This window comes from Mucilaginibacter sp. (assembly GCF_035492695.1).
In the GTDB taxonomy this organism is placed as follows: Bacteria; Bacteroidota; Bacteroidia; order Sphingobacteriales; family Sphingobacteriaceae; genus Mucilaginibacter.
On record NZ_DATJJC010000003.1, the window covers coordinates 95,797 to 121,376 of the forward strand.

The following is a 25,580-nucleotide window of genomic DNA, read 5'->3' on the forward strand; positions in this document are numbered from 1 at the left end:
ATCTCGCTGTTACGTCTATTTATAAAAGGTGCGTAATCACGAAATTACAAAATTTATACCTTTTTTATAAAATATTCATAAATTTTTCCGATTATGTTAAAATAAATCATATCAAAAACTCTAAAATTAACGATTTGTCAATAAATTAATAAATAAAATATCATTTTCACAATTAAGGCTTTCCATTTACTATGTGTGCATAATATCCATGCAGCCCTCAATACAGCATTTGAGTTCAAAATGCGTGTAAAATTTACACTATGCCTGATATTTTAAGAATTGTTACCTTTGCACCGATGAATAATTCTGCCAAGAACAAAGCCGTTTTTCTCGACCGGGATGGGGTGTTGAACCAAGAAATGGGCGACTATGTATGCCGTATAGAAGATTTCCATGTATTGGAATACAATATTAAGGCATTAAAGGAATTACAGGACCGGGGTTACCTTTTAATAGTTGCTACCAACCAGGGCGGTTTGGCCAAAGGATGGTACAGCGAAGAACAATTAGCCGAAATGCACAACAAGCTGCGAGCTATTTATAAAGATGGCGGCGTCGAATTTACAGATGTGTTTTACTGCCCGCATCACCCCGATTTTACCGGCGACTGCGATTGCCGCAAACCCAAACCGGGTTTATTGGTACGTGGAATAGAAAAATACAACATCGACCCTGCCCTGTCCTATTTTATCGGCGACCGTGAACGGGATGTTGAAGCGGGAACGGCAGCAGGGGTAAAAGGCATTTTGATTAATAGTGATCAGCCGATAAGCGATGTGCTGGATTTGATAGACTAATTAACTATATTAGAATTAATACTGTTACCTTAACTATAAATAAACATCCAACGTCATGGCGAGCGATAGCGTGGCCATCTCTGAACTTTGCCGAACGAAATTGTGCTGTTTGAATGTCCTGTGAAGAGATGGCTTCGTTCCTCGCCATGACGTGATTTGAAATATGAAACTTAACCGCTACATAACCAACCTTGATTCGTTCATTTTCGCCTGTATCGGTTTTTATGCCATTTACCTGTACACTTCGTACAGTGGCGTAGGCTTATCGCCCGATTCGCTGATGTACGCCAGCGCCGCCGAAAGTTTTAGTGCGCACGGTAACATGGTGACTTTTACCGGCACGCCTATTACTTTTTTCCCGGTTTTTTATCCGTTCTTTTTAGGAATAATTCAGCTTTTTTCGGGCACTAATGCTGTGCAGGCGGGGTATTTGATCAATTGCTTCCTGTTTGCTGCAGTAGTATTCACCAGCGGCTGGATCATGGAGCGCTTTATGTCGCACTCGCGTATCTACAAAATATTGATACTTATAGCTATCGTTATCAGTCCGGCATTGCTCGAGATCTATTCGTTCCTGTGGTCGGAGACCTTGTTTATATTGGAGATACTGCTTTTTATCATAGCCTATTGGAAATACACGCATGGGCATACTTTAAAAGCGCTGATCATAACAGGCATTATTACGGCTGTTGCCTGCATTACCCGTTACGCCGGTATCACCATAGTTGGCACGGGATGCCTGCTGATATTGCTGGATTTTGAATTGCCTGTTAAAAAGAAAATAGGCCACCTGCTTTTATACGGAATGTTATCGATATCATTATTGGTTGCCAACCTGGCGTACAATAGCAGTGTAACCGGACTTAGCACCGGCACGCGCGAGCCGTCGATCACGCCGTTCAGCCAAAACCTGTTCCGTGTGGGCACGGTCATCAACGACTGGGGCGCGCTGAGCAACAGGGCCGACTCATTCGCCATACTGGTTGCCTGTGTGATCATGCTTTCGCTGATAGGCGTACTGGCCTGGAAAACGTTTAAACAGCGCATCAATAGTTACGAAAATGTGGTGATCGGTTTTGCAGTGGTTTATGGCTTATTCATGGTCATCTTGGCTACATTTTCGCGGTTCGAGCCTATCAACAGCCGGTTATTATCGCCCATGTTCATCCCCCTGCTTATTTCCTGCACCAGTTGGGTGCCCGATGTGCTAAAGCTGGCTCATTCGGCAATCCTAAAATACAGTCTTGCCGTGGCAGCTATCGCTGCTATGTTATTATTTGAATATGCAACCGTGAAAATAGATTACCAGCGCTACGATGACGAGCTGGACTACGGTGTACCAGGCTACAGTGACGACAGTTGGAATAAGTCGGAATTTGGCCCGTACCTGAAGAAGCATAAAAATATTTTTCAACCCGGCGTACCTGTTTATTCCGATGCCAACGAGGCCGTATGGCTGTTCACCGGCTTATCATCGCAACTGGTGCCACACAGTTTCTTTAGAAAAGATGTGGAAAAATTTTATAAGCAAAAACGTTTTTACCTGGTTTGGTTCGACTCGTTATATAACAGCGAACTTGTGCCCCTTAAGGACATTATGGCTCACCGGAAATTGGTAAAAATTGGCGGCGCGAAAGAAGGGGAAGTATACCTGTCTGACGAAAAAAAGTAAACACCTTCCTCACTTATCAATAAACGGATGAAAAGGAGAAAATTTTTGCAGAATGCCGGGATGCTTGGCGTCGTTCCTTTAATGCCAACCATTGCGCCGCAAAAACCATCGCCTGAAGCAGGGCTTTCCATAAACGCCCGCCAGTTATGGTTGAATTACCTCGAAAAATTGGCGTCACCTGTATTAACCGCCCTGGCGGCAGATCAGCTAAAAGAAAAAATGCCGGTTGAAACCCGCGACCCGGCGCAGGCAAGAGACAGAGCTAAATATACCCACCTCGAAGCTTTTGGCCGGTTATTATGCGGCATTGCGCCCTGGCTGCAGGCCGAACAATTGGATGCTGACGAAAAGAACCTCCAGGAAAAGTATTTTGAGCTCGCACTAAGATCTGTTGCCGTTTCGGTTGATGAAAAGGCCCGCGATTATATGAACTGGGGCGAAGAAGGTGGCCAACCGCTTGTAGACGCTTCCTTCTTTGCGTATGCCCTGTTACGTTGCCCGAAATTATGGAGGGGGCTGGACAGCAGAACACAGCGGCAGATTATTAAATGTTTACGAAAAACCCACGACTTTAAACCACCCGAAAACAATTGGCTCTTGTTTTCGGCGATGATAGAAACCTTTTTCCTGTCAATAAATGAGCCGTTTGATAAAGCTAAGATCAGCTATGCCATTAGCCAGCACCAGGAATGGTATAAAGGCGACGGTTTGTATGGTGACGGAGCCGAATTCCATTGGGATTATTACAACAGCTTTGTGATACATCCTTATTTATCCGATATTTTAAATGTTATCGCTGACAAGGATGCATCCTTCGGTCCGGCAAAGGAACAGGTACTGGAACATAATGCCAGGTATGCCCTGATCCAGGAGCGCCTTATAGCAGCTGATGGCTCCTACCCCATCATAGGCCGGTCGATAACTTACCGTACCGGCGCATTTCATCATCTTGCAAACATGAGCTTGCACCAGCAGTTGCCGGTCCAGGTTAACCCAGCCCAGGTTCGATGTGCCTTAACAGCAGTTATCAATAAATTCACTTCGTCGAATGACGTATTCGACCAAAACGGCTGGCTACGGATAGGTTTATACGGGCATCAGCCATCTTTAGGGGAGAACTACATCTCGACCGGGAGCTTGTACTTAGCTTCATTCATATTGCTTCCGTTAGGTTTACCCGCGTCTGCGCCTTTCTGGAGCGCACCTGATGAGGATTGGACGTCCAGGAAAATAGCCAACGGAATTGATATGCCGGCGGATCATAGTTTATAGTTTTTCTACGGGACGGGTTCACCCGGCGACAATTTTATTTTGATTTAACAAACCAATCCCTATATTTGCAGCACTTCATCTATAGCTTAACTATACAAAATGAACGCTAACAGGTTACATCATCTTCATCTGCACCATCGCCACCAGGCGATAAGATAATGTATTGTTTCTACGTGAAATAACCTCCTCCGTTCCATTTATAGTTTAATAGAAAATTAGTGAAAACACTCAAAATAGCCATCCAGAAATCGGGAAGGCTCAACGAAAAATCAGTTGAATTACTGAAAAATTGCGGCCTTAATTTCGAAAATTACAAGAGCTCGCTCATATCCCCTGTCTCCAATTTCCCGCTCGAAATACTTTTCCTTCGTGATGACGATATCCCCGAATATGTCCAGGACGGCATTGCCGACCTGGGCATCGTAGGCGAAAACGTGATACAGGAAACCGAGGTGGAAGTTAGCTACCTGCAAAAGTTAGGTTTCGGCCGCTGCTCATTAAAAATTGCGGTACCAAACACGTTCAAAATAAACAACCTGTCCGAACTGCACGGAAAATCCATAGCTACCACCTACCCTGTTATTTTAAGTAAGTTTTTAAAAGAAAAGGGTATCGAATCCGATATACGCACTATCTCCGGTTCGGTGGAAATATCGCCGGGTTTGGGTTTGAGTGATGCTATTTGCGACCTCGTGTCAACAGGGGGTACGTTAAAAAGCAACGGCTTACAGCCTTTCGCCGATGTGATGTCGTCCGAAGCGGTATTGATAGGGCGCAAAGGCAGTGAGAATGAGGAACTGATAAAGGAGTTGATCCAGCGGGTGCAGTCGGTACTGCGTGCCAAGGAAACCAAATATGTAGTATTAAATGCTAAACGGGAAAATCTGCCTGCAATAACAAAACTGTTGCCGGGTGTAAAAAGTCCGTCTGTAGTGCCATTGGCAGAAGAAGGCTGGGTTGCAGTACACACCGTCATTCCGGAACGTGATTTTTGGGACAGGATAAGTCAGCTGAAACAAGCCGGCGCGCAGGGCATTGTGGTAATGCCGATAGAGAAGATAATATTATAAGCCCCACCCAAACCCTCCCCGGAAGGGAAGGCCAAAAGTGTGGTTAGAACCATTAAGACGAATCAAGTCTCCCCTCCCGGGGTAGATTTAGAGGGGGTTAGAAATGAAAATTTTTAATTATTCAGACTTAAGCAAGGCAGATATCCAAAAACTGGTTCAGCGTAATGTTGACCCGGCAGAGGAGATTCGCGCTGTGGTGGAGGATGTGATACAAAACGTTCGCGACAACGGCGATAAGGCTTTGTTTGAATATGCCGCCCGGTTTGATAAAGTGGAACTTAAAAGCCTGTTTATTGAAAAGAGTGAAATAGACCAACTGGCCTCGAGGCTTCAACCCGAACAGAAACAGGCACTGCAAACAGCTTATGACAATATTTACAAGTTTCACCAAACGCAATTAAAGACTGAGGACAAGGTGGAAACCATGCCCGGTGTTACCTGCTGGCGCGAACTGAGGCCGATTGAAAAGGTTGGCTTATATATTCCGGGCGGCACTGCAGTTTTGCCAAGCACTTTCCTGATGCTGGGTATCCCGGCGAGGATAGCTGGCTGCAACGAGATTGTGGTATGTTCGCCACCGCAGAAGGATGGCAAGGTGAATGCTTATATCGCTTATGTGGCGCATTTACTGGGCATCGAAAAGATATACCTTATCGGCGGTTCACAGGCCATTGCCGCTTTGGCCTATGGCACTGAAAGCATCCCTAAAGTTGATAAAATATTTGGCCCTGGTAATCAATATGTAACCAAGGCAAAAACCATTGTTCAATCCACCACCAATACGGCCATCGATATGCCTGCGGGGCCGTCGGAAGTTTTGGTAATAGCCGATGAAAGCGCCATACCGCAATATGTTGCTGCTGATCTTTTAGCACAAGCCGAACATGGCGTTGACAGCCAGTCTGTTCTGGTGACCACCTCGGCTGAACTTGCCGGAAAGGTGCAGACCGAACTGGCCAAACAATTGCCGGTTTTGCCGCGTGCGGAAATTGCCGGTAAGGCGATGGATAATTCGTACATCGTGCTGGTAAATAACCTTGATGAGGCAATGGATTTCAGCAATCAATACGCGCCGGAACACTTGATACTGGCCACTGCCAACTGGAAACTAATTACTCCCGGCATCATTAATGCAGGTTCGGTGTTCCTGGGTAACCTAACGCCGGAAAGTGCAGGGGATTATGCATCTGGCACCAATCACACTTTGCCAACAAGTGCATATGCGCGGGCTTATTCGGGGGTATCGGTTGACTCGTTTGTGAAGAAGATAACCTTTCAGCACATTACTCCTGAAGGTATCAAAAACATAGGGCCAACAGTTGAGACTTTGGCGGAACTGGAAGGGTTAAAAGCGCATAGGAATGCGGTGACAGTGAGAATGAAATAAATTGTCATTCTGAGCGACAGCGAAGAATCTATCACGGATCATGATTTAAACGGATCATGAAAATAATCCTCAATAGATGCTTCACTACGTTCAGCATGACAAATAGATTAGAAAAACAATGTTTGACATAAATAACCTTTTACGCGAAAACATAAAAACCCTCAAGCCCTACTCATCCGCACGGGACGAGTACCAGGGCGAGGCCAGTGTGTTTTTAGATGCTAACGAGAATGCCTTCGGGTCGCCGTTGGAGCAAAACTATAACCGTTATCCCGATCCGCTGCAATACGACGTGAAGATGCGCCTGAGCGGGATCAAAGGCGTACCAGCCCGCAACATATTTTTAGGCAATGGCAGCGACGAGGCTATTGATATCCTGTTCCGCAGCTTTTGCAATCCGGGTGTGGATAACGTGATACTAGTGCCGCCTACTTATGGTATGTACGAGGTATCGGCCAACATCAATGATATTGCCATCAAACGCGTACCGCTGACGGAAGATTACCAACTGAATCTGGACGGCATTGCCGAGGCTATCGATACGAAGACAAAACTGATCTTTGTTTGTTCGCCTAATAACCCAACCGGCAACTCGATGAACCGGGATGATGTGGAAACACTGCTGGCCAATTTCAATGGCTTGGTTGTGGTGGATGAAGCTTATATCAACTTCAGCAGGCAGAAAACTTTTATTCAGGAGCTGACCGAATACGCCAACCTGGTGGTGCTGCAAACGCTGTCAAAAGCATGGGGTTTGGCGGGCTTGAGGGTGGGTATGGCTTTCGCCAGCGAGGAGATCATTGAGGTGATGAACAAAGTGAAACCACCTTATAATGTGAACGAGGCATCGCAACAATTGGCACTTAAAGCACTACAGAATATAGACCAGGTAAATAATTGGATACGAGAAACTTTAACGCAGCGCGATAAACTGGTACTTGAATTAAAAAACTTCGATTTTGTACTGGACATCTACCCTTCCGATGCGAATTTTATCCTGGTAAAAACCACCGATGCGAGGGGGATCTATAACTTCCTGGTGGGCAAAGGCATTATTGTTCGCGACCGATCTAAAGTAGAATTATGCGAAGGTTGCCTGCGGGTTACGGTCGGCACGCCGGATGAAAATATCATATTATTACAAACTTTACAGGATTACAAATGAGCGCACCTAAGAAGGTACTTTTTGTCGACCGTGACGGCACCCTGATATTGGAGACTGCCGACGAACAGATCGATTCGTTCGCCAAGCTAAAATTCTATCCCGGGGCGCTAACATATCTGCCAAAGATCGCCAAAGAACTGGACTACGAGTTAGCCATGATAACCAACCAGGACGGATTAGGCACAGCGTCTTACCCGGAGGAATCTTTTAATGCTATCCAGAATTTTGTGGTGGATACTTTCGCAAACGAGGGGGTTAAATTCGGGGCTTTTCATATCGACCGTACCTTCCCGAGAGACAATGCCCCCACCCGCAAGCCGGGAACGGCGTTGCTCACGCAATACTTTGACACAGAGAAATACGACCTTAAAAACTCCTACACCGTTGGCGACCGGAAGAACGATATACTACTGGCTAAAAACCTGGGTGCAAAGGCCATTTGGCTTAATGACGGGTCAAATTTAGGCGGCGCCGAATTTAGCCAGGAGCAGCACGATGCGCTACATGAAACGATTGCCCTTGAGACTACCGACTGGCAAAAGGTGTATGAATTTTTAAAGCTTGGTGAACGGGTTGCAGAGCATCGCCGTGCCACCAAGGAAACTGATATATACATCAAAGTAAACCTGGACGGCACCGGTGAAGCAAAAGTATCCACAGGGCTGCATTTTTTTGATCACATGCTAGACCAGATTGCCAGGCACGGCAGTATCGATCTGGAGATAAATGCCAAAGGCGACCTGCACATCGACGAGCACCATACCATTGAGGACACAGGCATTGCTTTGGGCGAATTATTCGCCAGGGCTTTGGGTGATAAAAGGGGCATAGAACGATATGGCTTTTGCCTGCCGATGGACGACTGCCTGGCACAGGTAGCCATTGATTTCGGCGGGCGGAACTGGATAGTTTGGGATGCTGAATTTAAACGTGAAAAGATAGGGGAAATGCCGACGGAAATGTTTTTCCATTTTTTCAAATCATTTTCCGACGCGGCGAAATGCAACCTCAATATTAAAGCCGAAGGCGAAAACGAGCATCACAAGATAGAGGCTATATTTAAAGCCTTCGCCAAAGCAATAAAAATGGCGGTTAAGCGTGATGCTGATAAGATGGTTTTACCATCGACTAAAGGCGTTCTATAAGTTGGCAGCTAACAGTTTGCAGTTTACACTGTAAACCCAAAATTGCCACTGCAAACTAAAAACTGCAAACTAATTAATGATAGGAATCATAAGATACGGCGCCGGGAATATTTTCAGCTTAACTGCTGCTTTGGAGCGGTTAGGCATAAAATATGGTATGGTAAACAGTGACGCTGATTTTGAACAGTTTGACCGTTATATTATCCCCGGAGTAGGACACGCAGGCGCTGCCATGAATAAGCTTGAACATAGTGGCATGGTGAAAAAGATCAAAGCGCTGCAAAAACCTACGCTGGGCATTTGTGTGGGCATGCAGCTGCTTACCTCCTATTCCGAAGAAGGCGATGCTAACCTGCTGAATATCTTCCCGATAAAAACTTTGCGTTTTGCTGACAGTGCCGAATACAAAGTACCGCACACCGGCTGGAACCAGGTTGAACAGGAAATGGATAACCCACTTTTTAAAAATATTCCGACCGGATCACACTTTTACTTTGTACATTCATACTTTATTGAGTTCAATAAAGCATATACTTTGGCTTCAACCACTTATAGTACAAAGTTTTCGGCATCAATTTGGAAGGATAACTTCTACGCCGTACAGTTCCACCCCGAAAAATCGGGCAAGTATGGCGAACAATTACTAACTAACTTTTCAAACATATAAACAGACATGTACATAATACCTGCAATAGATATTTTAAATAAAAAAGTAGTAAGGCTGCGCGAGGGTGACTACGAACAGGTAACTGAGTACGACGTTACGCTGGAAGAAATGATAGAGCAATACCAGTCGTATGGTACGGATATGATCCACATCATCGACCTTAACGGTGCCCGCAACGATTTCAGCAACCAGCAATACCTGTTTGACGTTATCCGCAAAACCGATATGAAGGTGCAGTACGGCGGTGGTATCCGTAGCATTGATAAAGTAAAAGAACTGATCGATGCCGGGGTGTTTCGGGTGATCGTTGGTACCCAGGCCATCACGAATCCAAACTTTTTAACCAGCCTTGCCCAGGAAATATGTGGCAAAGACAAATGCTCGGACCAGGTGATCGTCGCTATCGATGTGCTGGACGAGGTGATCAAATATTCCGGCTGGATGGAAAGCTCGCCCATTAAACTGATGGACTATGTTGATAAATGCCTGCAGTTGGGCTTCTTCCGGTTCCTGTGCACCGACATCAATAAAGATGGTAAACTGGGCGGCGCAGGTGTCGATCTTTATCAAAAACTGCTCGACCATTCGCCATTTATTAAGCTGATCGCCTCGGGCGGGGTAAGCTCGATGAAAGATATTATCCAGCTAAGCAAGATCAAAGTGGAATCCTGCGTAGTTGGCAAAGCCATCTATGAGGGCAAGATCAGCATTGAAGAGATCAAGAACTGGAATTTAAAATCACTTATTTCTATCTGATTGTCATTGCGAGGAGTGAAACGACGAAGCAATCTCGTTGAATGCATAATGAAGAGATTGCCGCGCTACGCTCGCAATGACATAGTTTACTAATATGCTCTCTAAAAGAATCATCCCTTGTCTCGACGTAAAAGACGGGCGCACTGTAAAAGGCGTCAACTTTGTCGATCTGCGTGATGCAGGCGACCCTGTAGAACTGGCCTGGAACTATTCGCAGCAAGGTGCCGATGAATTGGTTTTTTTGGATATTACCGCCACACACGAGCGCCGGAAAACTATGGTTGAATTGGTAAAGGCTGTGGCAAGGCAGGTCAATATTCCCTTCACTATAGGTGGGGGCATTAACGAAATTGCCGACGCGGATGCGCTGCTCGAAGCAGGTGCCGACAAAATCTCGATCAATTCGGCTGCGGTACGAAACCCGGCGCTGATAGATGAATTGGCAAAAGCTTTTGGGGTGCAGTTTGTGATCGTAGCGGTAGATACAAGGCGTGTTGGCGATAAAAACCTGGTACACCTGAACGGCGGACGCATAGCTACCGAAAAAGAAACATTTGACTGGATACGGGAGGCTGAAAGTCGCGGTGCGGGTGAGATATTGCTTACCTCGATGGACCATGATGGCACCAAAGGCGGCTTTGACAACACCTTTCTGAAAAAGATAAATGATGCAGTGCATATCCCCGTGATTGCCTCGGGTGGCGCTGGTTCAGTACAGCATTTTGTGGATGTATTTGAGCAAACCAATGTGGATGCGGCTTTGGCGGCTTCGGTGTTTCATTATGGGGAAATTTTGATACCCGATCTGAAGCGGGTGCTAAAAAAGAATAATATTGAGGTAAGAGAACAATAAACAATTGTCATTGCGAGGAGGCACGACGACTCAATCACGTCGCTGCGCATTCGACGAGATTGAGTTGTCGCTCCAATACGCCAGCCGCCCCGCGCCTCGCAATGATGTAAGAAAATAAACAATGAATATCGATTTCAATAAAAGCGACGGATTAGTCCCGGTAATAATACAGGACGAGCATACATTGGAAGTGCTGATGCTGGGTTATATGAACCAGGAAGCATACGACAAAACCGTTGCAGAAAATATAGTGACCTTCTTTTCGCGCTCGAAAAACCGGCTGTGGACCAAGGGCGAAACCAGCAATAACTTCCTGCATGTCAAAAGCATTCATGAAGATTGCGATAACGATACCCTGCTCATCAAAGTAAAAGCCGATGGCCCTACCTGCCATACCGGATCGCGCAGCTGCTTCAAAACCGATTATAATCAAAACTTCATCCTGCAACTGGAGCAGATCGTTAACGATCGTTACGAGAATCCGCAGGAAGGCTCATACGTGAATAAACTGCGCAGCAAGGGTCTGAACAAGATCGCCCAAAAGGTTGGTGAGGAAGCCGTCGAAACGGTTATTGCAGCCCTGGCCCAATCCGAAGCTGAAATGATAGACGAAACCTCGGACCTTATTTTTCACCTGATCGTTTTGCTTCGCGAAAAGGGGTTGAGCCTGGAGACGATAGCGAAGAATTTGGAAGACAGACATAAGTAAGTCGGTAGTTATTAGTTCGCGGTTGGCATAACTGTGTACTGCAAACCGACTACTACAAACTCGATAATGATCACCGCAGAAAAAATAGCAGAACTGACCGGTCACGGTAACCCGATATTTACGCTGGAGCTTTCCCAAAAGCCGGGAATATTGTTTACGGGCGGGAATGACAAAGGACTGGTGGAATGGAGTATAATGGATAATTCCTTTATTAAGGTGATGTTCCCGGTTGCTGCTTCTATTTATGCTATTCATTGCCCTGTTGGGTATCCCCTGCTGTTTGCCGGTTTGCGTAACGGTGATGTGCTGGTGTTTGATTTTCTGGAACAAAAGATCATCAAAACGCTGAAACATCATAAAGCGCCTGTGTTCGATATTAAATCGGCTGGTAGTAAGAAAGAGCTTTTGGTGGCATCCGAGGACGGCACGGTTTCGATATGGAGCCTGGAGACCTTGGAAATGGTTTACACGGTTAAAGTGTCGCATGATACCATTCGCAGCATTTCGATCTCGCCGGGTGAAAAACTCGTTGCTTTTGGCTGCCGCGACAACACGGTGAAAATTTATGACCTGGCCGACTATTCCCTACTAAAAGTGCTGCACGGGCATACCATGCCTGTTTTCGCTGTACAATTCTCGCCGGATGGCACCTACCTGGTTAGCGGATCGCGCGATGCACAGTTGAAAATATGGAATAGTACATCATTCGAATTAATAAAAAATATACCCGCGCACCTGTTTGCGGTTAACCATATTGCTTTCCATCCTGACAAACCCTATTTCGCCACGGCAAGTATGGATAAAAGTATCAAAATTTGGGGTGCTGATGATTTTAAACTTTACAAGATCATTAGCCGGGAGAAAGGCCACAACACACATAAACTTTCAGTTAATAAACTTACCTGGAACGGCGATGAACTTCTTTCGGTAAGCGATGATAAAACCATCATTATATGGCGTTTATCATTTAGCTGAAGCAGCACATTAAAGACAGCACCCCAAATCGTTGTAACAAACTGTTTACCAATTTATTAACTTGAATTGAGCAGATTATTCTGCTGTATCACAGTATACTAAAAGTTACCCTCCCGCTATACGCAACTTTTACTGAAACCACGGCGTAAAATAACCATATGGTTATTGGATTTCCCCTATGTCATTAACCTATAATTACAGCTACCTTCTATTTATTGTTATTTGTTTATCCATGCATTCAACCCACTTCACCACCTATAATCACTTAGCCTTAACCGACTATGGAACGAACATTTACTTTACTAAAAACAGTCCTGATCGCGATCGTGATCATACTGTCCGGTAAAACAGCACATTCACAAACAACTTATTACGATAACTATGCTTTCCGCATTCCGTTAACCATTAACAATACTTCGTTAGGGATCAGCACTGACCAAACCAATTTTGTAGCCCTGCTAAAAGTAGTAAGTCCGACTTTTGTTACCGGGCCCTGCCAGGATCAAACCGGTGGTTCTGCTTCAATCCCGCCCTTCGCCATTATCGACAGCGCCTATTCAACTTCTACTGAACTGAATTACCAGATCGAAAGCTGGGATAGTTCCACCGGTACTATCTATTTTTGGGTAAAAGTGCCCACACTTTATAAAAGCGGCTCTGCAAATGGATTAAATAAATTTTATGTTTATTTCGGCCCGACAGGCACTACATCCGTTTCGCACACGACTGCGTGGCAAAAACAAACCTGGAGCAATGTAACGGCTGCCGCCAGCATTACTTACGGGGGCGTTTATCACTTTAACGAAGATCCATCGGGCGCGGCCCCCCAGTTTGCCGACGGAACCGTACACAGTAACGATGTATCAACGGTTAGCACCGGTACCGTTACCCAAAATACCTCCTCCCAAATTGGTGCCGGTATTACGTTATCGGCGACATCGGTAATGGCCACCGGCGTAACGGGCATGCCAAACTCGCAGGACGACCAGTCACTATCATTATGGGCAAGCTACCCCTCCACCCCGCCGCACACCGCAAATTTCATGGTACTTGAAAATAGCACCAACCCGACTACAACAGGTAACGGCACGCAGTTGGGTATACTTGTCGAAACCGCAGTAACGCCACTGCCGCGCGTGCAAACCTGGCGATGGGCGAACAGGAAGACGCCATTGGTTCAGTATGGCACCGCGCCAAGTACAAATACGTGGCATCATTATGCCTACACTTATAAGGCGTCGACCAAACAAAGCTGGCTTTACATAGACGGCACATTGGTAACCGGCCCCACTTCCAACAGCGGAAATCCGCCTTTCTCCGGGGCAGTGGACATGGTATCTTTTGGCGACTATATTAACAACAACATTGGCGGCAGCGGGCTTCACACTCCCGGCGGTCAAAGCTATACCGGTACAATGGACGAAGCCCACATCATCGGTGCAACGCTTTCAGCCGATTGGGTGAAAGCTGAATATATTAATCAACGGGATGCTGCTACGTTTACAACAGCCGGCTCCATGCAAACCAACTCGACAAGAGCGTCAACTGTTGCCGGTTATCTTACCTATACCTGGAAAGGGATTAATACCAATGCCAGCGATCCTAATAACTGGAACAATACCACATCCGGTGTATCCAATGAAGCGCCGGTCAATTCAAATGTTAGCTGGGTTATTCCTGCCGGGTTATCCAATTACCCAACTCTGGGCTCCAGCACGGGCTGTTATGCGCTAACTATCGGTGCGGGCGCGTACGTCAACCTTAACGGGAAAACTTTAAGCGTGGGCTGCAATATTTACAACAGCAGCGGCGGACAAATACTTTATAACAACAATTATTCATCGAAAATAACCTGGAACGGCGCACTTTCTTCGCAATATTATTATGGGAGTAACACTGCCGGCACGGCGCAGCTTGGCGCAATGGAGGTAAATAATTCGGTTGCCGGAACAATAGATATAAGCGGCGGACCGGTAGATATTTACAGCCTGCTCACACTCACCAAGGGTAAACTGGTCATCGAATCATCACCGGCTGCGCTTACGCTAAAAAGTACGCAGGCGCAAACCGCCAATTTCGCTGCAATACCTTCGGGATGCAGTATCAGCGGTACGGTAAACGTCGAACGCTTTGTGAAGGGAAGTTACCCCACAGATATTTCCAAGCGCGCATATCGCCTTATCTCTTCGGCGGTATATACGGGCACTGTGTCCGGCGTTAATGTTTATGATATCAATTACCTGCAAAACAGTGTACTGGTGTCCGGTGCGGCCGGAGGGGGCTTTAACGCCACTCCAAGTACCAATCCATCCACCTATTTGTTCAGGGAGGATCTGTTACACAGCGATGCTAATTACACCACCGGCCTTTGGAAGGGTATTGCCAAGATCAACAACGCTAACGCTTATGACATCGGCACGCAAAAGCGGCTGACAACAGCCAATATTGCCGACACCACGGTAAATATCCCTGTCGGCAACGGCGTATTGTTCTTTTTCCGGGGAAATAAGAATAATAACGGGAGTACCGCCGGAACTAAAACCACTCTTCCCTATAACTACCCCGAAGATGTTACTTTAACACAAACCGGCACATTAAATACCGGTACCATAAACGTTAAACTGTGGTTCGCTAACAGTGCCAATGGTCTGGGCAACAACCTTTCCTATACCACTACCTTAGCCAATTCGACAACACGCGGGTTTACCTTTGTAGGCAACCCGTATGCATCAACTATCAACTGGGAGAAGTACAACAGGAATTCAACTGTTTCAAATTCGTCTATTTACGGAAGCGGCGGGCTTGGTTCAACTATATATATGTGGAACGCTACTACCAAGCAATTTGAAGCATATATGCAGAAAGCAGGTGCGGTATCAGCTGCTGACACTACAACAAACCTCGATCCAGGAACAGCCGTTGGTTCGGCTACGAATATGATAGCCAGCGGTGAGGGCTTTTTTGTGCGGGCAAGTTCAACTACCCAAAGCTTATCGTTCAGGGAAACCGCCAAAACAACGGCACAGCCTTCGATAACCAAAATGAACGACCTGATGGGTAAGCCGAAGATAACAACTGCTGCACCGGAACCGTTGGTACGCTTACAATTGATAAAGGACACAAAAAATAACGACGAAATAGTTGTCAGGCTAAACGACAAGGCGTCTGCGGCTTACACGAGCCTGGAGGATGCTGAAGATATGGGTGGCATGAGTCCGGAAGAGAGCATGTCAGTTTTATCAAGCGATAGCGTAAAACTATGCATCAGCACGGTGCCGTTTCCCCGAAAAACGGCGCAGGTGATGCCGTTGTTCGTCAGCGCAACAGCCAGCGGCACCTACCAGCTTAAACTATCGGAGTTACGCGACCTGCCTGCGATATACAGTATCTGGCTAAAGGATAATTTGAACCGCGACTCGGTAAACTTACGCGAGGCTCTGACTTATAGCTTTGATATCAACCTAAGCGATCCCGGAAGTTTTGGGACGGATCGGTTTCAGTTGATCATTGGGCAGAACCCGAATTTGACCGCGCAGTTGTTGAACCTGGATGCTGTAAAAACCAAAGACGGTTCGCTTGTTAAATGGAAGGCTAAAAATGAATTTGATTATACTATTTATTATGTCGAAAGGAGCACTGACAAAGGCACCTCGTTTGAGCAAATAGGCCGTATTGTTTCAAATGGCAGCGGTAATTACACGTTGCTGGATAAAAAGCCGGTTATCGGCGATAACCGTTACCGGATAAATCAATTCGACTTCAATAACGACGCTACCTATTCAAATGTTGTAAAACTATCCTATTCATTACAGAGCGATAATATCAGTAAAATAAGCATTTATCCAAACCCCGCCGCAACCACAATTAATTTAACAATGGGGCCGGCCACCACGCAGGCAGCCTATACTATCAGGATCATGAATTCGGCAGGCACCGTAGTGAAGCAATCTTCGTCGCAGCAATCGAACTGGAAAGCAGGTATAGCCGACCTGAAACCGGGCACCTACCTGGTGCAGGTGATGAACAGTAAAAGTAAAAGCCTGGTTGGTATAACCAGCTTTGTTAAGGATTAAAGCGTTTAATGATGCGCAGCTTATGGGTGTATCTTTTCTGTTCTTCAGAAAAGATACCCTGGCTGTCTACCGGGTCTATCTTGACGCGGCCCGATGCATGGATGATCTGCCCGCTATTAAGCATAATGCCCACGTGCGTTATGCGTCCCTCTTCGTTATCGAAGAATGCCAGGTCGCCGAGTTTAGCTTCTGATATAAAATTTACCGTTTCGCCCTGTTCGGCCTGCATGTATGCGTCCCTGCGCAGGTGGATTCCGCGAAGCTTAAACACCGCTTGGGTAAAGCCCGAACAATCGATACCGTAGTGCGTGCGCCCCCCCCAAAGGTACGGGGTGTTCAGGAACGATTTTGCTGTCACATCAACAGCTTCGGTCTCACCTATTTCGCCGATGATCTCAAATTTTTCGTTATTAATATGACAGGTAGTACCCTTAAGGAACACCAGCGAGCTGCCCACCGGGAGGTACAGTACACTGTTGTCGGGTTTTTTCCATGCCTGTGTTACCGCCCGGTAGGTTAGTGGCGCGGGGGTCTGCTGTAAGCTTTTATAGGCGATATGGCCCAGCATCGCAAATTGCAGCCGTCCTATCCAACCTTCGTAATTGTCATCGGCGGTAATTATTTTCACCCACCTGTCCTGCCATTCAATAATTTCAAATGCCTCGCCAAACAATATCTGCGAAACCTGTTCGCTTTTGTCACTTGGTTCTGCGCGCAAGGGTATTACAGCAAGATTACAAATACCGTATTCCATTATCCAGGTTTCGAAGGGTAAAAAAAATTACGCAACGATAGGTTAAAAAATTCATAAAAAAAATAAGGGGATGTATATTTCGATACATCCCCTCGTTATAAAACTAAAATATTTAACTACTCATTCATGTGCAGCCATTCTTTCTTGGCTAGCAATTCCTCTTTGCTTTCGCGAACGTCTTCGTCATCCACACAGCAATCAACGGGGCAAACGGCTGCGCACTGTGGCTCATCGTGAAAACCAACACATTCTGTACACTTATCCGGTACGATATAGTAAATATCGTCCGACAGTGCAGCCTGAGTTTCTTCTGCATTCAATGTATTACCATCTCCAAAATCGATCAAGCCCTTTAATCCCGTTCCGTCCGAAAAACGCCATGCTGCGCCTGCATCGTAAATTGCATTATTTGGGCATTCAGGTTCGCAAGCCCCACAGTTTATGCATTCGTCGGTGATTTTAATCGCCATATTTTCTTAATATCTTATATTCTGATATACCTTTGCCTTGCTAAAATAGCATGCAAATATAACAAAAAAACACTTTGAGGGTTTAATTACCCACCATTTCTATGTCAAAATTTGAAATACCCTACTTAGCAGATATATTTTCTACGTTAGGAACACAATTAAGTTGCCCCGACGACGAACTATCTGCTATAATTCGTGACGAGCATCACTATAACGCCTGGTTTACAGCCGATAGCGTGGAGAAAGCCGTAAAGGCGATTGGCAGGATGCTAAATAAAAAAGATCTGTCAACGTGGTTAAACAGGTATCCCACTGACCGTTTGGCGGCCAATAAACAGGTAGGATTAGTGCTTGCGGGGAACATCCCGCTGGTTGGTTTCCACGACGTGTTATGTGTACTGATATCGGGCAACCATGCCCTTATCAAATCATCGTCGCAGGATAACAGGCTGATCAAGGAAGTATTGAAAAGGTTGACGCTTATTGAGCCGGCTTTCGGCGACAGGTATACATTTATAGAAAGATTGACCAACTTTGACGCTGTTATAGCTACCGGCAGTAATAATACTTCCCGATATTTCGACTACTATTTTAGCAAAGTGCCGAATATCATCCGCAAAAACCGCAATAGCGTAGCAGTGCTTACAGGACAGGAAACCGCTCAGCAGCTTTTCGATCTTGGTCATGATATCTTCGACTATTTCGGACTTGGATGCCGCAATGTTTCTAAACTTTTTGTGCCGACGGGGTACGATGTGGTGCCGTTTTTTGAAGCCATAGAACCTTACCACCAGGTTATTAATCATCATAAATACAATAACAATTACGATTATAATAAATCCATCTACCTGGTAAACAAGGAGAAGCATTTTGATAATGGTTTTCTATTACTGAAAGAAGATAAAAGCATGGCGTCGCCGCTGGCAGTGTTGTTTTATGAAAACTACGGGAGCCTTGACCAAGCGCAGGAATTATTACGGCAGCAAAGTGAAAATATACAATGTATTGTGAGCGCTGCGCGTTTAGACGTGGCCAACCAGGTAGTTGATTTCGGCCAAAGCCAGCAGCCAGCACTGTGGGACTATGCCGACGGGGTGGATACAATGGATTTCTTGACAAAGCTTTAAAATAACGATACCTTTGGGGAGGAGGCGAAAGTCAGAAAGGTCAAAGGTTTTACTTTTCGCCTTTTTTCCTTTCACCTTTAGGCTTAAAAATGTATATCATCAAAGTAAAAGGCGTTGCCAAAATACCGGATTATGTGCAGCTGCGCGACGACCAGTTTACCTTGCTTGCTTATTTCAGGGTGGACAGGCCCGAAAAATCGCTGGATAAAGTTGGCCTGGGCAGCAAGGCAGAATATATTATGAATATTGTAAAGGATCTCCCCTTCGGCCAGATCCTGAAATTAGAACTATAGGAAATGATCGGAAATTCAATTATAAAACTCAGCGGTGTAAATATCTACCAGCAAAAGCACCTGGTGTTAACCAATGTGAACCTGCATATCGATAAGGGTGATTTTGTTTGGCTGATAGGTGCAACGGGCTCGGGTAAAAGCAGTTTGCTTAAGGTAATATACGGCGACCTGATGGCCGCCGATGGCAACGGCCATGTATGCGGTTACGAGCTTAAAAATTTAAATACCAAAGATATCCCTTTCCTGCGCCGTAAATTGGGTATTGTTTTCCAGGATTTTCAACTGCTCACAGACCGCACGGTAGAGCAAAACATGCAATTTGTAATGCAGGCCACCGGATGGAATGACAAAAAACTGATAGCTGAACGAACCCTCGATGTGCTGGAAAAAGTGGGGCTTCGCTCCAAGTTGAAAAAAATGCCGCATGAACTTTCGGGCGGTGAGCAGCAGCGCGTGGTGATAGCGCGTGCGCTTATTAACGATCCGGAGATCATTCTTGCTGACGAACCCACCGGGAATCTCGACCCGGAAACTTCTGAAGAGATCGTTCTATTGCTGAAACAGATCAGCCAGTCGTCAAGCACAGCTGTCCTGATCGCAACGCACGATTATCATATCATACGTACTTTCCCGTCACGCATTATTAAATGCGAAAGTGGTAAGGTTTTAGAGGATGTGCAGATAGCGTAAGATATTCTAAAACGCATATAAACTCCAGTAGTTTTACGCAGTTTATTACGCAAATTAGGGTGTTTTAACGGTTGTCAGTCAAATCGTTAAGGTGTAGATTTATACATTAAATCTCACTTTGTATCACACACCCATGAATTACCCCGGTTTTAGCATCAGAAGAGACAGCACGCACGCTGACATTGTCAGAGCTGTACAGCAACAATTGAACGCCAAGGGCTGCGGCCCGATAGGAGTTGACGGAGGCTTCGGTGACGACACGTTCAACGCCGTGCAATTATTTCAAACCCGGTTTGCCGATGCCAACGGCAATCCGTTATCTACCGATGGCATTGTCGGGCCGGCCACCTGGGCCTCTTTATTCGGAGCTGCCACTGTGCCGCCTGTGGTAACCGCACCAAGTGCTTTGCTGGCCGAAGTAGTACGTATTGCAGGCACCCATGTTGGAGTAATGGAAAATCCATTGGGAAGCAACAGCGGACCTGAGGTTAACGCCTACCTTGCCAATGTCGGCCTTGGCCCGGGCTTTTCGTGGTGCATGGCATTCGTTTATTCCTGTTTTAAAGAGGCTTGCGCAAACTTAGGTACTGCCAACCCCATGTTTAAAACCGGAGGAGTACTTAATGAATGGGAAAACACGACCGGCACTAAAATACTTCATGGTGATGCCGTAGACAACCCTTCTCTTGTGCTTCCGGGACAAATATTTATCATTTCGACAGGCGGCGGGCACGGGCATACCGGTATCGTTGAAAAAGTAGTCAGCGGTTTAATGACAACCATCGAAGGTAATACCAATACCGGGGGCAGCAGCAACGGGATAGGTGTATTCAGAAGGAACGCACGCTCGATCAATTCGATCAACGTGGGATTTATTCAACATTAAAATACTGAAATATACCGTATCATTTATTTGGGTTAAACTCCCGAATAAATGATACAACCCAAACCCACAATAAAGAACAAAAACATGCATGAAAGCAAAACGCTTATACCTTTGGGCGCTTTGGCAAATTCCTTCCAGATAAACACGCCCCAGAATGCAGCTACCAAGGTGGCCCCCTGCCCCAACCCATAGGAAATGGCCGGACCGGCCTTGCCCGCAGCCACCAGGTTGAGTGAATTGCCAATGCCCCATATCAGTCCGCCTAAAACACCTGCGAAGTGAACTGAAGAACGGTTGGCGAAGTATTGTTTATAGGTTACCGACGGGCCGTCGATAGGCGTCCGCATCAGCAAGGTATTGAACAGAAAGTTAGAGATGAATATCCCAACCGAAAATATAAACACCGCGGTATAGGGCGTCATCTTTCCTGTTGCCGGATGAACGAGATCGTCCAGGTCCATAGCCCGGGCGATGAACCTGTAAAAGAACGACATCAGCAAACCTGCAACCAGTGACAGGATGATCCCCTTGGTTGACGTTTTCTTGTTGCTGCCTGAACGCATGTAAGCCATAGCGTTTAACAAAATGGCCAGGGTGATGAAAGCCACGCCTGCAAAAAGAAAAACCGGGTCGCCTTTTTGAGCTACAAAATAATTGAGGAGCACTCCCAGTATCAGCGCCAGCCCTATACCTACAGGAAAGGCTACGGCCATACCGGCTATGGCGATAGCAGCGGAAAATAAAATATTGGCCGCATTAAAAACAATGCCGCCTATGAAAGCGCTGATAAGATTGGCCGACGACGCCTGTCGCAAATCATCCAAAAATCCCCTGCCCCCGTTACCAAAACTGCCGAGTGTAAATGCTGAAATGAGTGAGAACAATAGGATACCAAGGACATAGTCCCAGTAAAACAGTTCGAACCGCAAGGTTTTGCCGGCCAGTTTTTGCGTATTGGCCCACGAGCCCCAGCAAAGCATGGTAATGAAACAAAGCACTACCGCTACCGGATAAGTATGAACAATGAACATAACGTGAATTATGAGGGTTTAAATTGGGTATCTTCTACTTCGTTCCTGTAAGGAGCCGCGGGTTGGGCGCCAAGCCGGGTAACGCTGATGGCTGCGGCGCGGCAGGCAAAGCGCACCGCGTCTTCCAAAACTTTCCCTTCGGACAGTGCAACAGTTAAAGCGCCGTTGAATACGTCGCCAGCTGCGGTGGTATCTACCGGTTCCACTTTTATAGCAGGGATAAATTGTTCCATCCCGTCACTGCTGATGAATGCCCCGCGTGATCCCAGCGTGATAATTACTGTATCCACTCCCATTTCGCGGATGACCGACGCAGCTTGCCGGACGCTTTGGTCATCAACGATAGTTATTCCTGACAGCATTTCGGCCTCTTTTTCGTTTGGTGTAATGACCGATACATTTTTAAGTAAGGACGCAGGCAGCGCGCAAGCTGGGGCCGGATTCAATATAAAGGTACATGCACGGGCAGCAGCAAGCCCGGCTACGTAACTTACCGTTTCGATGGGAATTTCCAGTTGCATCAAAATAACGGAAGCTGTTTCAATAACAGCCTTAGCCGGCGCAATATCTGCGGGAGTCAATGTTCCGTTAGCGCCCGATGCCACAGCTATACAATTCTCGGCGTTTTTATCTACGGTTATCAGGGCAACGCCCGAAGCCAGTTCCGCATCAGTTACTCTATGATCGATATTGATCCCTTCCTGTTCAAATAATTGAACAGACCTTTCTCCAAAAATATCTTTGCCTGTCTTGAATATAAAGGTCACATCGCCACCAAGCCTTTGAGCCGCAACGGCCTGGTTGGCGCCTTTACCGCCCTGGCTCATAAAAAAGCTGCCGCCAATAACGGTTTCGCCGGGTGCAGGCAAACGGTCGGCTTTAACCACCATGTCGGTATTGGTGCTGCCAATCACAAGTATGGATGATGTCATAATCTTAGGTTCAGTGCGCGAACGCCCATATCCCCGGCAGCGCCGGGTTGACTAAAGATATAAAATAAATAATTGGAAATTACCTGCTCACTCAGGCGGTGTCAACAACTGTTCCGGCACTATCAGCCGCAGCAGTATCATTTTTAACCTGTGTATTGGGCGCCGAATATCCAAACAGGGAGCGGCCCTTTATCATCGCAGCAACTTCGGCGGGCACATATTCCTCCCACCCTTCTTCGCCATGCTTGATCATCTGAAGCACCTTATCGGTTTGTATATGCAGGTTTTTCTCGTTGTAATGCCGTATATCCTCAATTTTATTATTCGCTATCAGGTACCGGTAAAGATCGATGAGATGCGGGGGCGGGTAAAAACGCAGGCAATTATAGATAGTTCCATCCTTAAACGTAGGGTAAACAAACAGCTTAACCTTACGGCTAAACAGGGTTGCAAACGACTCAAGGATGCCGCCGGGAAGATCCTGGTAATGGGCCTCAGAGAATATATATTCCAGGTTGGGATAGCCCAAAACCACGCCCATCTTTAGTTTGGTAATTTTTGAGAGAAATGCGACAAGTTTATAATACTCGTGAAAATTAGATATCATTACAGTTTGACCAAGAGAACAAAGAATGTCGACACGGTCGAGAAAATCTTTTTCATCTATCTCCGCAGTTTGGTCGGCATCCCTTTCTTTAAGCGCCTGTAAAGTAAGCTCGGTGATAACAACCACGTTATCCTTATCCACATCAGGTTCCTGCAAAAACTGTTTAACGCCATTGTTAAGCATATCCAGGTGCACGTTAATGATGGGGCGGAAACGTCCGCGAATCATAACAATATGTTTTTTGTACAAAGCTTCAGATGGCTGCAGGTTTTGCCCGTCGGGGCTAAACAGTGCGGCATCCGAAAAACCATATTTAACGAGGTGAAGGCTCATTAGCCGGTTATCAACTTTTTCAAATCCAGGGCCGTCGAAACGGATCATATCGATCTGGATACGATCCCGGGGCATATCATCCATCAGCGAAAGCAGGAATATCAGCGGGTTGCCGTGATAATAAAAGCAGGCGTACAACAGGTTAACACCCAGTATGCCTACTGTTTGCTGCTGCAAATTATTATCTGTATCCAGCAGCTTGACATGTAAGATAACATCGTTAAAAGGTCCATTGGGTTCCAACTGAAACCTCACTCCCATCCAGCCGTGCGCATCGTTGGTCCTATGGTAATTAAGTGCAGAAACCGTATCGGCAAAGGCAAAAAAAGTAGTGTTTTCTCCCCGCTGCACCGCCAAACGTTCTATCAGTAAGCTATACTCATGTTCAAGCATGGCCATCAGCCGTTGCTCGCTAACATAGCGGCGTACTTTCTGCGCACCATAAATGGCATCCGAAACCACCATATCATAAGCCGACATAGTTTTGGCAATAGTGCCAGAAGAACCGCCCGCTTTAAAGAAGTTGGCCGCTACATCCTGGCCCGCCCCTATTTCGGCAAACGAGCCGTAAATAGACGGATCGAGGTTAACGGCAAGGGCTTTTTGTTTTGTTCCAAGATCTTTATTATGGATGATACTCATACACTTATGGATGGATAGTGCGCTGACTAAGATAAACGGGTAAGACATATAAAAATACGACTTTTTCCCGGAATAACGGCCCAAAAAAATGAAAAAACGGCTTAACGCGCTGAACCGTAAAATATTACGATAAACTATAATTTATTAAATACAAATTAATATTTAAAACAAATCACTCATTAAACTTGTAATTGTTATGGTATAACTGCTATACCGATGTTACCTATGAATTTAAACAAGCAGAAATGAAGTTATTGAGTATAAGCCTGTTGTCGTTAGCGATATGCTGCGCAGGCTGTAAAAAAAGTACCCCTGTTGATCCTCAGAATCCAGATCCCCAACCCCAGGTTACACCTACAATAGTGATACTCGGATCGTCCACTGCCGTTGGAGACGGCGCCTCGCCTATCGATTCGTCGTGGGCAAAAAGAATGACCGCAACCATCAATAAGGACGGCACAAAAGCCAATGTAATAAACCTTGCCGCACCCGGTTATGTAACCTACCAGGCCATGCAGACGGGCTATCATGTTGCCTCGAGGCCCGACCCGGACACGGCCAGGAATATTACCAAGGCGTTGTCATATAAACCGGCTCTCGTCATCATTGCTTTTCCTACAAATGATATCGCAGACAGTTATTCAGACGACGAGATCATGAATAATTATGCTCAAATGGCTCATGTGCTAGATTCGGCCAAAGTACAATACATCATCGGCGGCACACAGCCACGTAACTTTGCAACTGCCGACCAGCGGATGCGGTTGAAAACACTGGATGATAAGATCATCAGCACCTACACTATCCATGTGGATGATTCGCTGGACGACCTGAGTAATGCTGATTATTCGATCAAAAGTATCTATTCGGCTGGAGACGGCATCCATGTGAACAATGCAGGGCATAACGTGATATACGTAGCAACCATGAAACAACCGATATTGGGGCAGGTCCTTGGATTGAAATAATGCGCCAGAATACTGTGCCTGAGATATGCCGAAGGTGGCATTAACTGAAAATGCCTTGCGAAGAGGCAACCAAATCCAGCATCTCCAATTTGGGTTCAATCTCTAATCCGCTTGCCCAAAGTTCATCATCAAACTTTTTGAAGGAACCCAGTTCCGTCAAAAGCTGGTGTGATTCTTCACTGTCGAAGTGGTCCAGGTGCATAAATGTTTTTCCATCGGGCAGCAGGTAGGTGCTGTAATGGATGCCGGGATGGCCTAATGCCGCAACCTCATCGGCAATAGCCCGTATATTTTCCTGGTTTCTTG

General features: G+C 46.1%; 24 protein-coding genes. 18 read left to right on the plus strand and 6 right to left on the minus strand.

Annotation, left to right across the window (positions count from 1 at the left end):
- Positions 1-260 precede the first annotated feature (260 nt).
- The 13 genes from VL525_RS00955 (at position 261) to VL525_RS01015 (ending at position 16,541) form a co-directional block, all read left to right on the plus strand.
- Positions 261-797, plus strand: a complete 537-nt coding sequence (locus VL525_RS00955) for an HAD family hydrolase (RefSeq protein WP_325382344.1) — start codon at positions 261-263, stop codon at positions 795-797.
- 163 nt (positions 798-960) lie between these two features.
- Positions 961-2,469: a hypothetical protein gene (locus VL525_RS00960; protein ID WP_325382346.1), complete on the plus strand. Its 1,509-nt coding sequence runs from the start codon at positions 961-963 to the stop codon at positions 2,467-2,469.
- A 27-nt stretch (positions 2,470-2,496) separates the two neighbouring features.
- Positions 2,497-3,741 carry a DUF2264 domain-containing protein gene (locus tag VL525_RS00965; RefSeq protein ID WP_325382349.1) on the plus strand — a complete coding sequence of 415 codons (1,245 nt, stop codon included), beginning with the start codon at positions 2,497-2,499 and terminating at the stop codon, positions 3,739-3,741.
- Between the two features lie 218 nt (positions 3,742-3,959).
- Positions 3,960-4,811 (plus strand): ATP phosphoribosyltransferase, encoded by an 852-nt coding sequence (gene hisG, locus VL525_RS00970; RefSeq protein ID WP_325382351.1) that lies wholly within the window; start codon positions 3,960-3,962, stop codon positions 4,809-4,811.
- A 103-nt stretch (positions 4,812-4,914) separates the two neighbouring features.
- The gene (gene hisD, locus VL525_RS00975; protein ID WP_325382353.1) at positions 4,915-6,198 is read left to right on the plus strand and encodes a histidinol dehydrogenase; all 1,284 of its coding nucleotides are present in this window, start codon (positions 4,915-4,917) and stop codon (positions 6,196-6,198) included.
- A gap of 118 nt (positions 6,199-6,316) precedes the next feature.
- On the plus strand, positions 6,317-7,363 hold the full coding sequence (gene hisC, locus VL525_RS00980) for a histidinol-phosphate transaminase (protein ID WP_325382355.1): 1,047 nt from the start codon (positions 6,317-6,319) through the stop codon (positions 7,361-7,363).
- On the plus strand, positions 7,360-8,508 hold the full coding sequence (gene hisB, locus VL525_RS00985; protein ID WP_325382357.1) for a bifunctional histidinol-phosphatase/imidazoleglycerol-phosphate dehydratase HisB: 1,149 nt from the start codon (positions 7,360-7,362) through the stop codon (positions 8,506-8,508). The genes hisC and hisB overlap by 4 nt, the downstream gene beginning before the upstream one ends.
- Positions 8,509-8,584: 76 nt before the next feature.
- Entirely contained in the window at positions 8,585-9,175 is a 591-nt protein-coding gene (gene hisH, locus VL525_RS00990; RefSeq protein WP_325382359.1) for an imidazole glycerol phosphate synthase subunit HisH, read from the plus strand.
- A gap of 6 nt (positions 9,176-9,181) precedes the next feature.
- Positions 9,182-9,931, plus strand: coding sequence for a 1-(5-phosphoribosyl)-5-[(5-phosphoribosylamino)methylideneamino] imidazole-4-carboxamide isomerase (locus VL525_RS00995; RefSeq protein WP_325382361.1), 750 nt, complete (start codon positions 9,182-9,184; stop codon positions 9,929-9,931).
- A 94-nt stretch (positions 9,932-10,025) separates the two neighbouring features.
- Entirely contained in the window at positions 10,026-10,784 is a 759-nt protein-coding gene (gene hisF, locus VL525_RS01000) for an imidazole glycerol phosphate synthase subunit HisF (RefSeq protein WP_325382363.1), read from the plus strand.
- A gap of 121 nt (positions 10,785-10,905) precedes the next feature.
- Positions 10,906-11,493 carry a bifunctional phosphoribosyl-AMP cyclohydrolase/phosphoribosyl-ATP diphosphatase HisIE gene (gene hisIE / locus VL525_RS01005; protein WP_325382365.1) on the plus strand — a complete coding sequence of 196 codons (588 nt, stop codon included), beginning with the start codon at positions 10,906-10,908 and terminating at the stop codon, positions 11,491-11,493.
- 66 nt (positions 11,494-11,559) lie between these two features.
- The gene (locus VL525_RS01010) at positions 11,560-12,468 is read left to right on the plus strand and encodes a WD40 repeat domain-containing protein (RefSeq protein WP_325382367.1); all 909 of its coding nucleotides are present in this window, start codon (positions 11,560-11,562) and stop codon (positions 12,466-12,468) included.
- 281 nt (positions 12,469-12,749) lie between these two features.
- Entirely contained in the window at positions 12,750-16,541 is a 3,792-nt protein-coding gene (locus tag VL525_RS01015; protein ID WP_325382369.1) for a DUF2341 domain-containing protein, read from the plus strand.
- Here VL525_RS01015 and VL525_RS01020 read toward each other — a convergent pair.
- Positions 16,531-17,295 (minus strand): C40 family peptidase, encoded by a 765-nt coding sequence (locus VL525_RS01020; protein WP_325382371.1) that lies wholly within the window; start codon positions 17,293-17,295, stop codon positions 16,531-16,533. The two genes, VL525_RS01015 and VL525_RS01020, sit on opposite strands and share 11 nt — an antisense overlap.
- Positions 17,296-17,411: 116 nt before the next feature.
- The gene (locus VL525_RS01025; RefSeq protein WP_147032153.1) at positions 17,412-17,765 is read right to left on the minus strand and encodes a 4Fe-4S dicluster domain-containing protein; all 354 of its coding nucleotides are present in this window, start codon (positions 17,763-17,765) and stop codon (positions 17,412-17,414) included.
- Between the two features lie 101 nt (positions 17,766-17,866).
- On the opposite strand from VL525_RS01025, the gene VL525_RS01030 reads away from it, so the two are divergent.
- From VL525_RS01030 to VL525_RS01045, 4 genes are all read left to right on the plus strand, one after another.
- On the plus strand, positions 17,867-18,892 hold the full coding sequence (locus VL525_RS01030) for an acyl-CoA reductase (protein ID WP_325382374.1): 1,026 nt from the start codon (positions 17,867-17,869) through the stop codon (positions 18,890-18,892).
- 89 nt (positions 18,893-18,981) lie between these two features.
- Positions 18,982-19,185, plus strand: a complete 204-nt coding sequence (locus VL525_RS01035; RefSeq protein WP_325382376.1) for a fructose-6-phosphate aldolase — start codon at positions 18,982-18,984, stop codon at positions 19,183-19,185.
- A 3-nt stretch (positions 19,186-19,188) separates the two neighbouring features.
- Entirely contained in the window at positions 19,189-19,875 is a 687-nt protein-coding gene (locus VL525_RS01040) for a cell division ATP-binding protein FtsE (RefSeq protein ID WP_325382378.1), read from the plus strand.
- 133 nt (positions 19,876-20,008) lie between these two features.
- Entirely contained in the window at positions 20,009-20,761 is a 753-nt protein-coding gene (locus tag VL525_RS01045) for a peptidoglycan-binding domain-containing protein (RefSeq protein ID WP_325382380.1), read from the plus strand.
- Between the two features lie 32 nt (positions 20,762-20,793).
- Here the strand turns inward: VL525_RS01045 and VL525_RS01050 are convergent, their stop codons facing one another.
- From VL525_RS01050 to VL525_RS01060, 3 genes are all read right to left on the minus strand, one after another.
- The gene (locus VL525_RS01050) at positions 20,794-21,792 is read right to left on the minus strand and encodes a GRP family sugar transporter (RefSeq protein WP_325382382.1); all 999 of its coding nucleotides are present in this window, start codon (positions 21,790-21,792) and stop codon (positions 20,794-20,796) included.
- Positions 21,793-21,800: 8 nt separating this feature from the next.
- The gene (gene rbsK / locus VL525_RS01055; protein WP_325382384.1) at positions 21,801-22,724 is read right to left on the minus strand and encodes a ribokinase; all 924 of its coding nucleotides are present in this window, start codon (positions 22,722-22,724) and stop codon (positions 21,801-21,803) included.
- Between the two features lie 91 nt (positions 22,725-22,815).
- On the minus strand, positions 22,816-24,306 hold the full coding sequence (locus VL525_RS01060; protein ID WP_325382386.1) for a TonB-dependent receptor: 1,491 nt from the start codon (positions 24,304-24,306) through the stop codon (positions 22,816-22,818).
- Positions 24,307-24,551: 245 nt separating this feature from the next.
- On the opposite strand from VL525_RS01060, the gene VL525_RS01065 reads away from it, so the two are divergent.
- Positions 24,552-25,274, plus strand: coding sequence for an SGNH/GDSL hydrolase family protein (locus VL525_RS01065; protein ID WP_325382388.1), 723 nt, complete (start codon positions 24,552-24,554; stop codon positions 25,272-25,274).
- A gap of 40 nt (positions 25,275-25,314) precedes the next feature.
- Here the strand turns inward: VL525_RS01065 and VL525_RS01070 are convergent.
- A partial coding sequence (locus tag VL525_RS01070) for a hypothetical protein (protein WP_325382390.1) occupies positions 25,315-25,580 on the minus strand: 266 nt, incomplete at its 5' end.

What these genes read in the sequence shown, in the direction of transcription:
- hisF (WP_325382363.1), top strand. Translation starts at nt 10,026, where the DNA reads ATGCTCTCTAAAAGAATCATCCCTTGTCTCGACGTAAAAGACGGGCGC.
- hisIE (WP_325382365.1), top strand. Translation starts at nt 10,906, where the DNA reads ATGAATATCGATTTCAATAAAAGCGACGGATTAGTCCCGGTAATAATA.
- hisB (WP_325382357.1), top strand. Translation starts at nt 7,360, where the DNA reads ATGAGCGCACCTAAGAAGGTACTTTTTGTCGACCGTGACGGCACCCTG.
- rbsK (WP_325382384.1), bottom strand. Translation starts at nt 22,724, where the DNA reads ATGACATCATCCATACTTGTGATTGGCAGCACCAATACCGACATGGTG.
- VL525_RS00960 (WP_325382346.1), top strand. Translation starts at nt 961, where the DNA reads ATGAAACTTAACCGCTACATAACCAACCTTGATTCGTTCATTTTCGCC.
- VL525_RS01040 (WP_325382378.1), top strand. Translation starts at nt 19,189, where the DNA reads ATGATCGGAAATTCAATTATAAAACTCAGCGGTGTAAATATCTACCAG.
- VL525_RS01015 (WP_325382369.1), top strand. Translation starts at nt 12,750, where the DNA reads ATGGAACGAACATTTACTTTACTAAAAACAGTCCTGATCGCGATCGTG.
- VL525_RS01065 (WP_325382388.1), top strand. Translation starts at nt 24,552, where the DNA reads ATGAAGTTATTGAGTATAAGCCTGTTGTCGTTAGCGATATGCTGCGCA.
- VL525_RS01030 (WP_325382374.1), top strand. Translation starts at nt 17,867, where the DNA reads ATGTCAAAATTTGAAATACCCTACTTAGCAGATATATTTTCTACGTTA.
- VL525_RS01045 (WP_325382380.1), top strand. Translation starts at nt 20,009, where the DNA reads ATGAATTACCCCGGTTTTAGCATCAGAAGAGACAGCACGCACGCTGAC.
- VL525_RS00955 (WP_325382344.1), top strand. Translation starts at nt 261, where the DNA reads ATGCCTGATATTTTAAGAATTGTTACCTTTGCACCGATGAATAATTCT.
- VL525_RS00965 (WP_325382349.1), top strand. Translation starts at nt 2,497, where the DNA reads ATGAAAAGGAGAAAATTTTTGCAGAATGCCGGGATGCTTGGCGTCGTT.
- VL525_RS01010 (WP_325382367.1), top strand. Translation starts at nt 11,560, where the DNA reads ATGATCACCGCAGAAAAAATAGCAGAACTGACCGGTCACGGTAACCCG.
- VL525_RS01035 (WP_325382376.1), top strand. Translation starts at nt 18,982, where the DNA reads ATGTATATCATCAAAGTAAAAGGCGTTGCCAAAATACCGGATTATGTG.
- VL525_RS01060 (WP_325382386.1), bottom strand. Translation starts at nt 24,306, where the DNA reads ATGAGTATCATCCATAATAAAGATCTTGGAACAAAACAAAAAGCCCTT.
- VL525_RS01025 (WP_147032153.1), bottom strand. Translation starts at nt 17,765, where the DNA reads ATGGCGATTAAAATCACCGACGAATGCATAAACTGTGGGGCTTGCGAA.
- VL525_RS00995 (WP_325382361.1), top strand. Translation starts at nt 9,182, where the DNA reads ATGTACATAATACCTGCAATAGATATTTTAAATAAAAAAGTAGTAAGG.
- VL525_RS01020 (WP_325382371.1), bottom strand. Translation starts at nt 17,295, where the DNA reads ATGGAATACGGTATTTGTAATCTTGCTGTAATACCCTTGCGCGCAGAA.
- hisD (WP_325382353.1), top strand. Translation starts at nt 4,915, where the DNA reads ATGAAAATTTTTAATTATTCAGACTTAAGCAAGGCAGATATCCAAAAA.
- hisC (WP_325382355.1), top strand. Translation starts at nt 6,317, where the DNA reads ATGTTTGACATAAATAACCTTTTACGCGAAAACATAAAAACCCTCAAG.
- VL525_RS01050 (WP_325382382.1), bottom strand. Translation starts at nt 21,792, where the DNA reads ATGTTCATTGTTCATACTTATCCGGTAGCGGTAGTGCTTTGTTTCATT.
- hisH (WP_325382359.1), top strand. Translation starts at nt 8,585, where the DNA reads ATGATAGGAATCATAAGATACGGCGCCGGGAATATTTTCAGCTTAACT.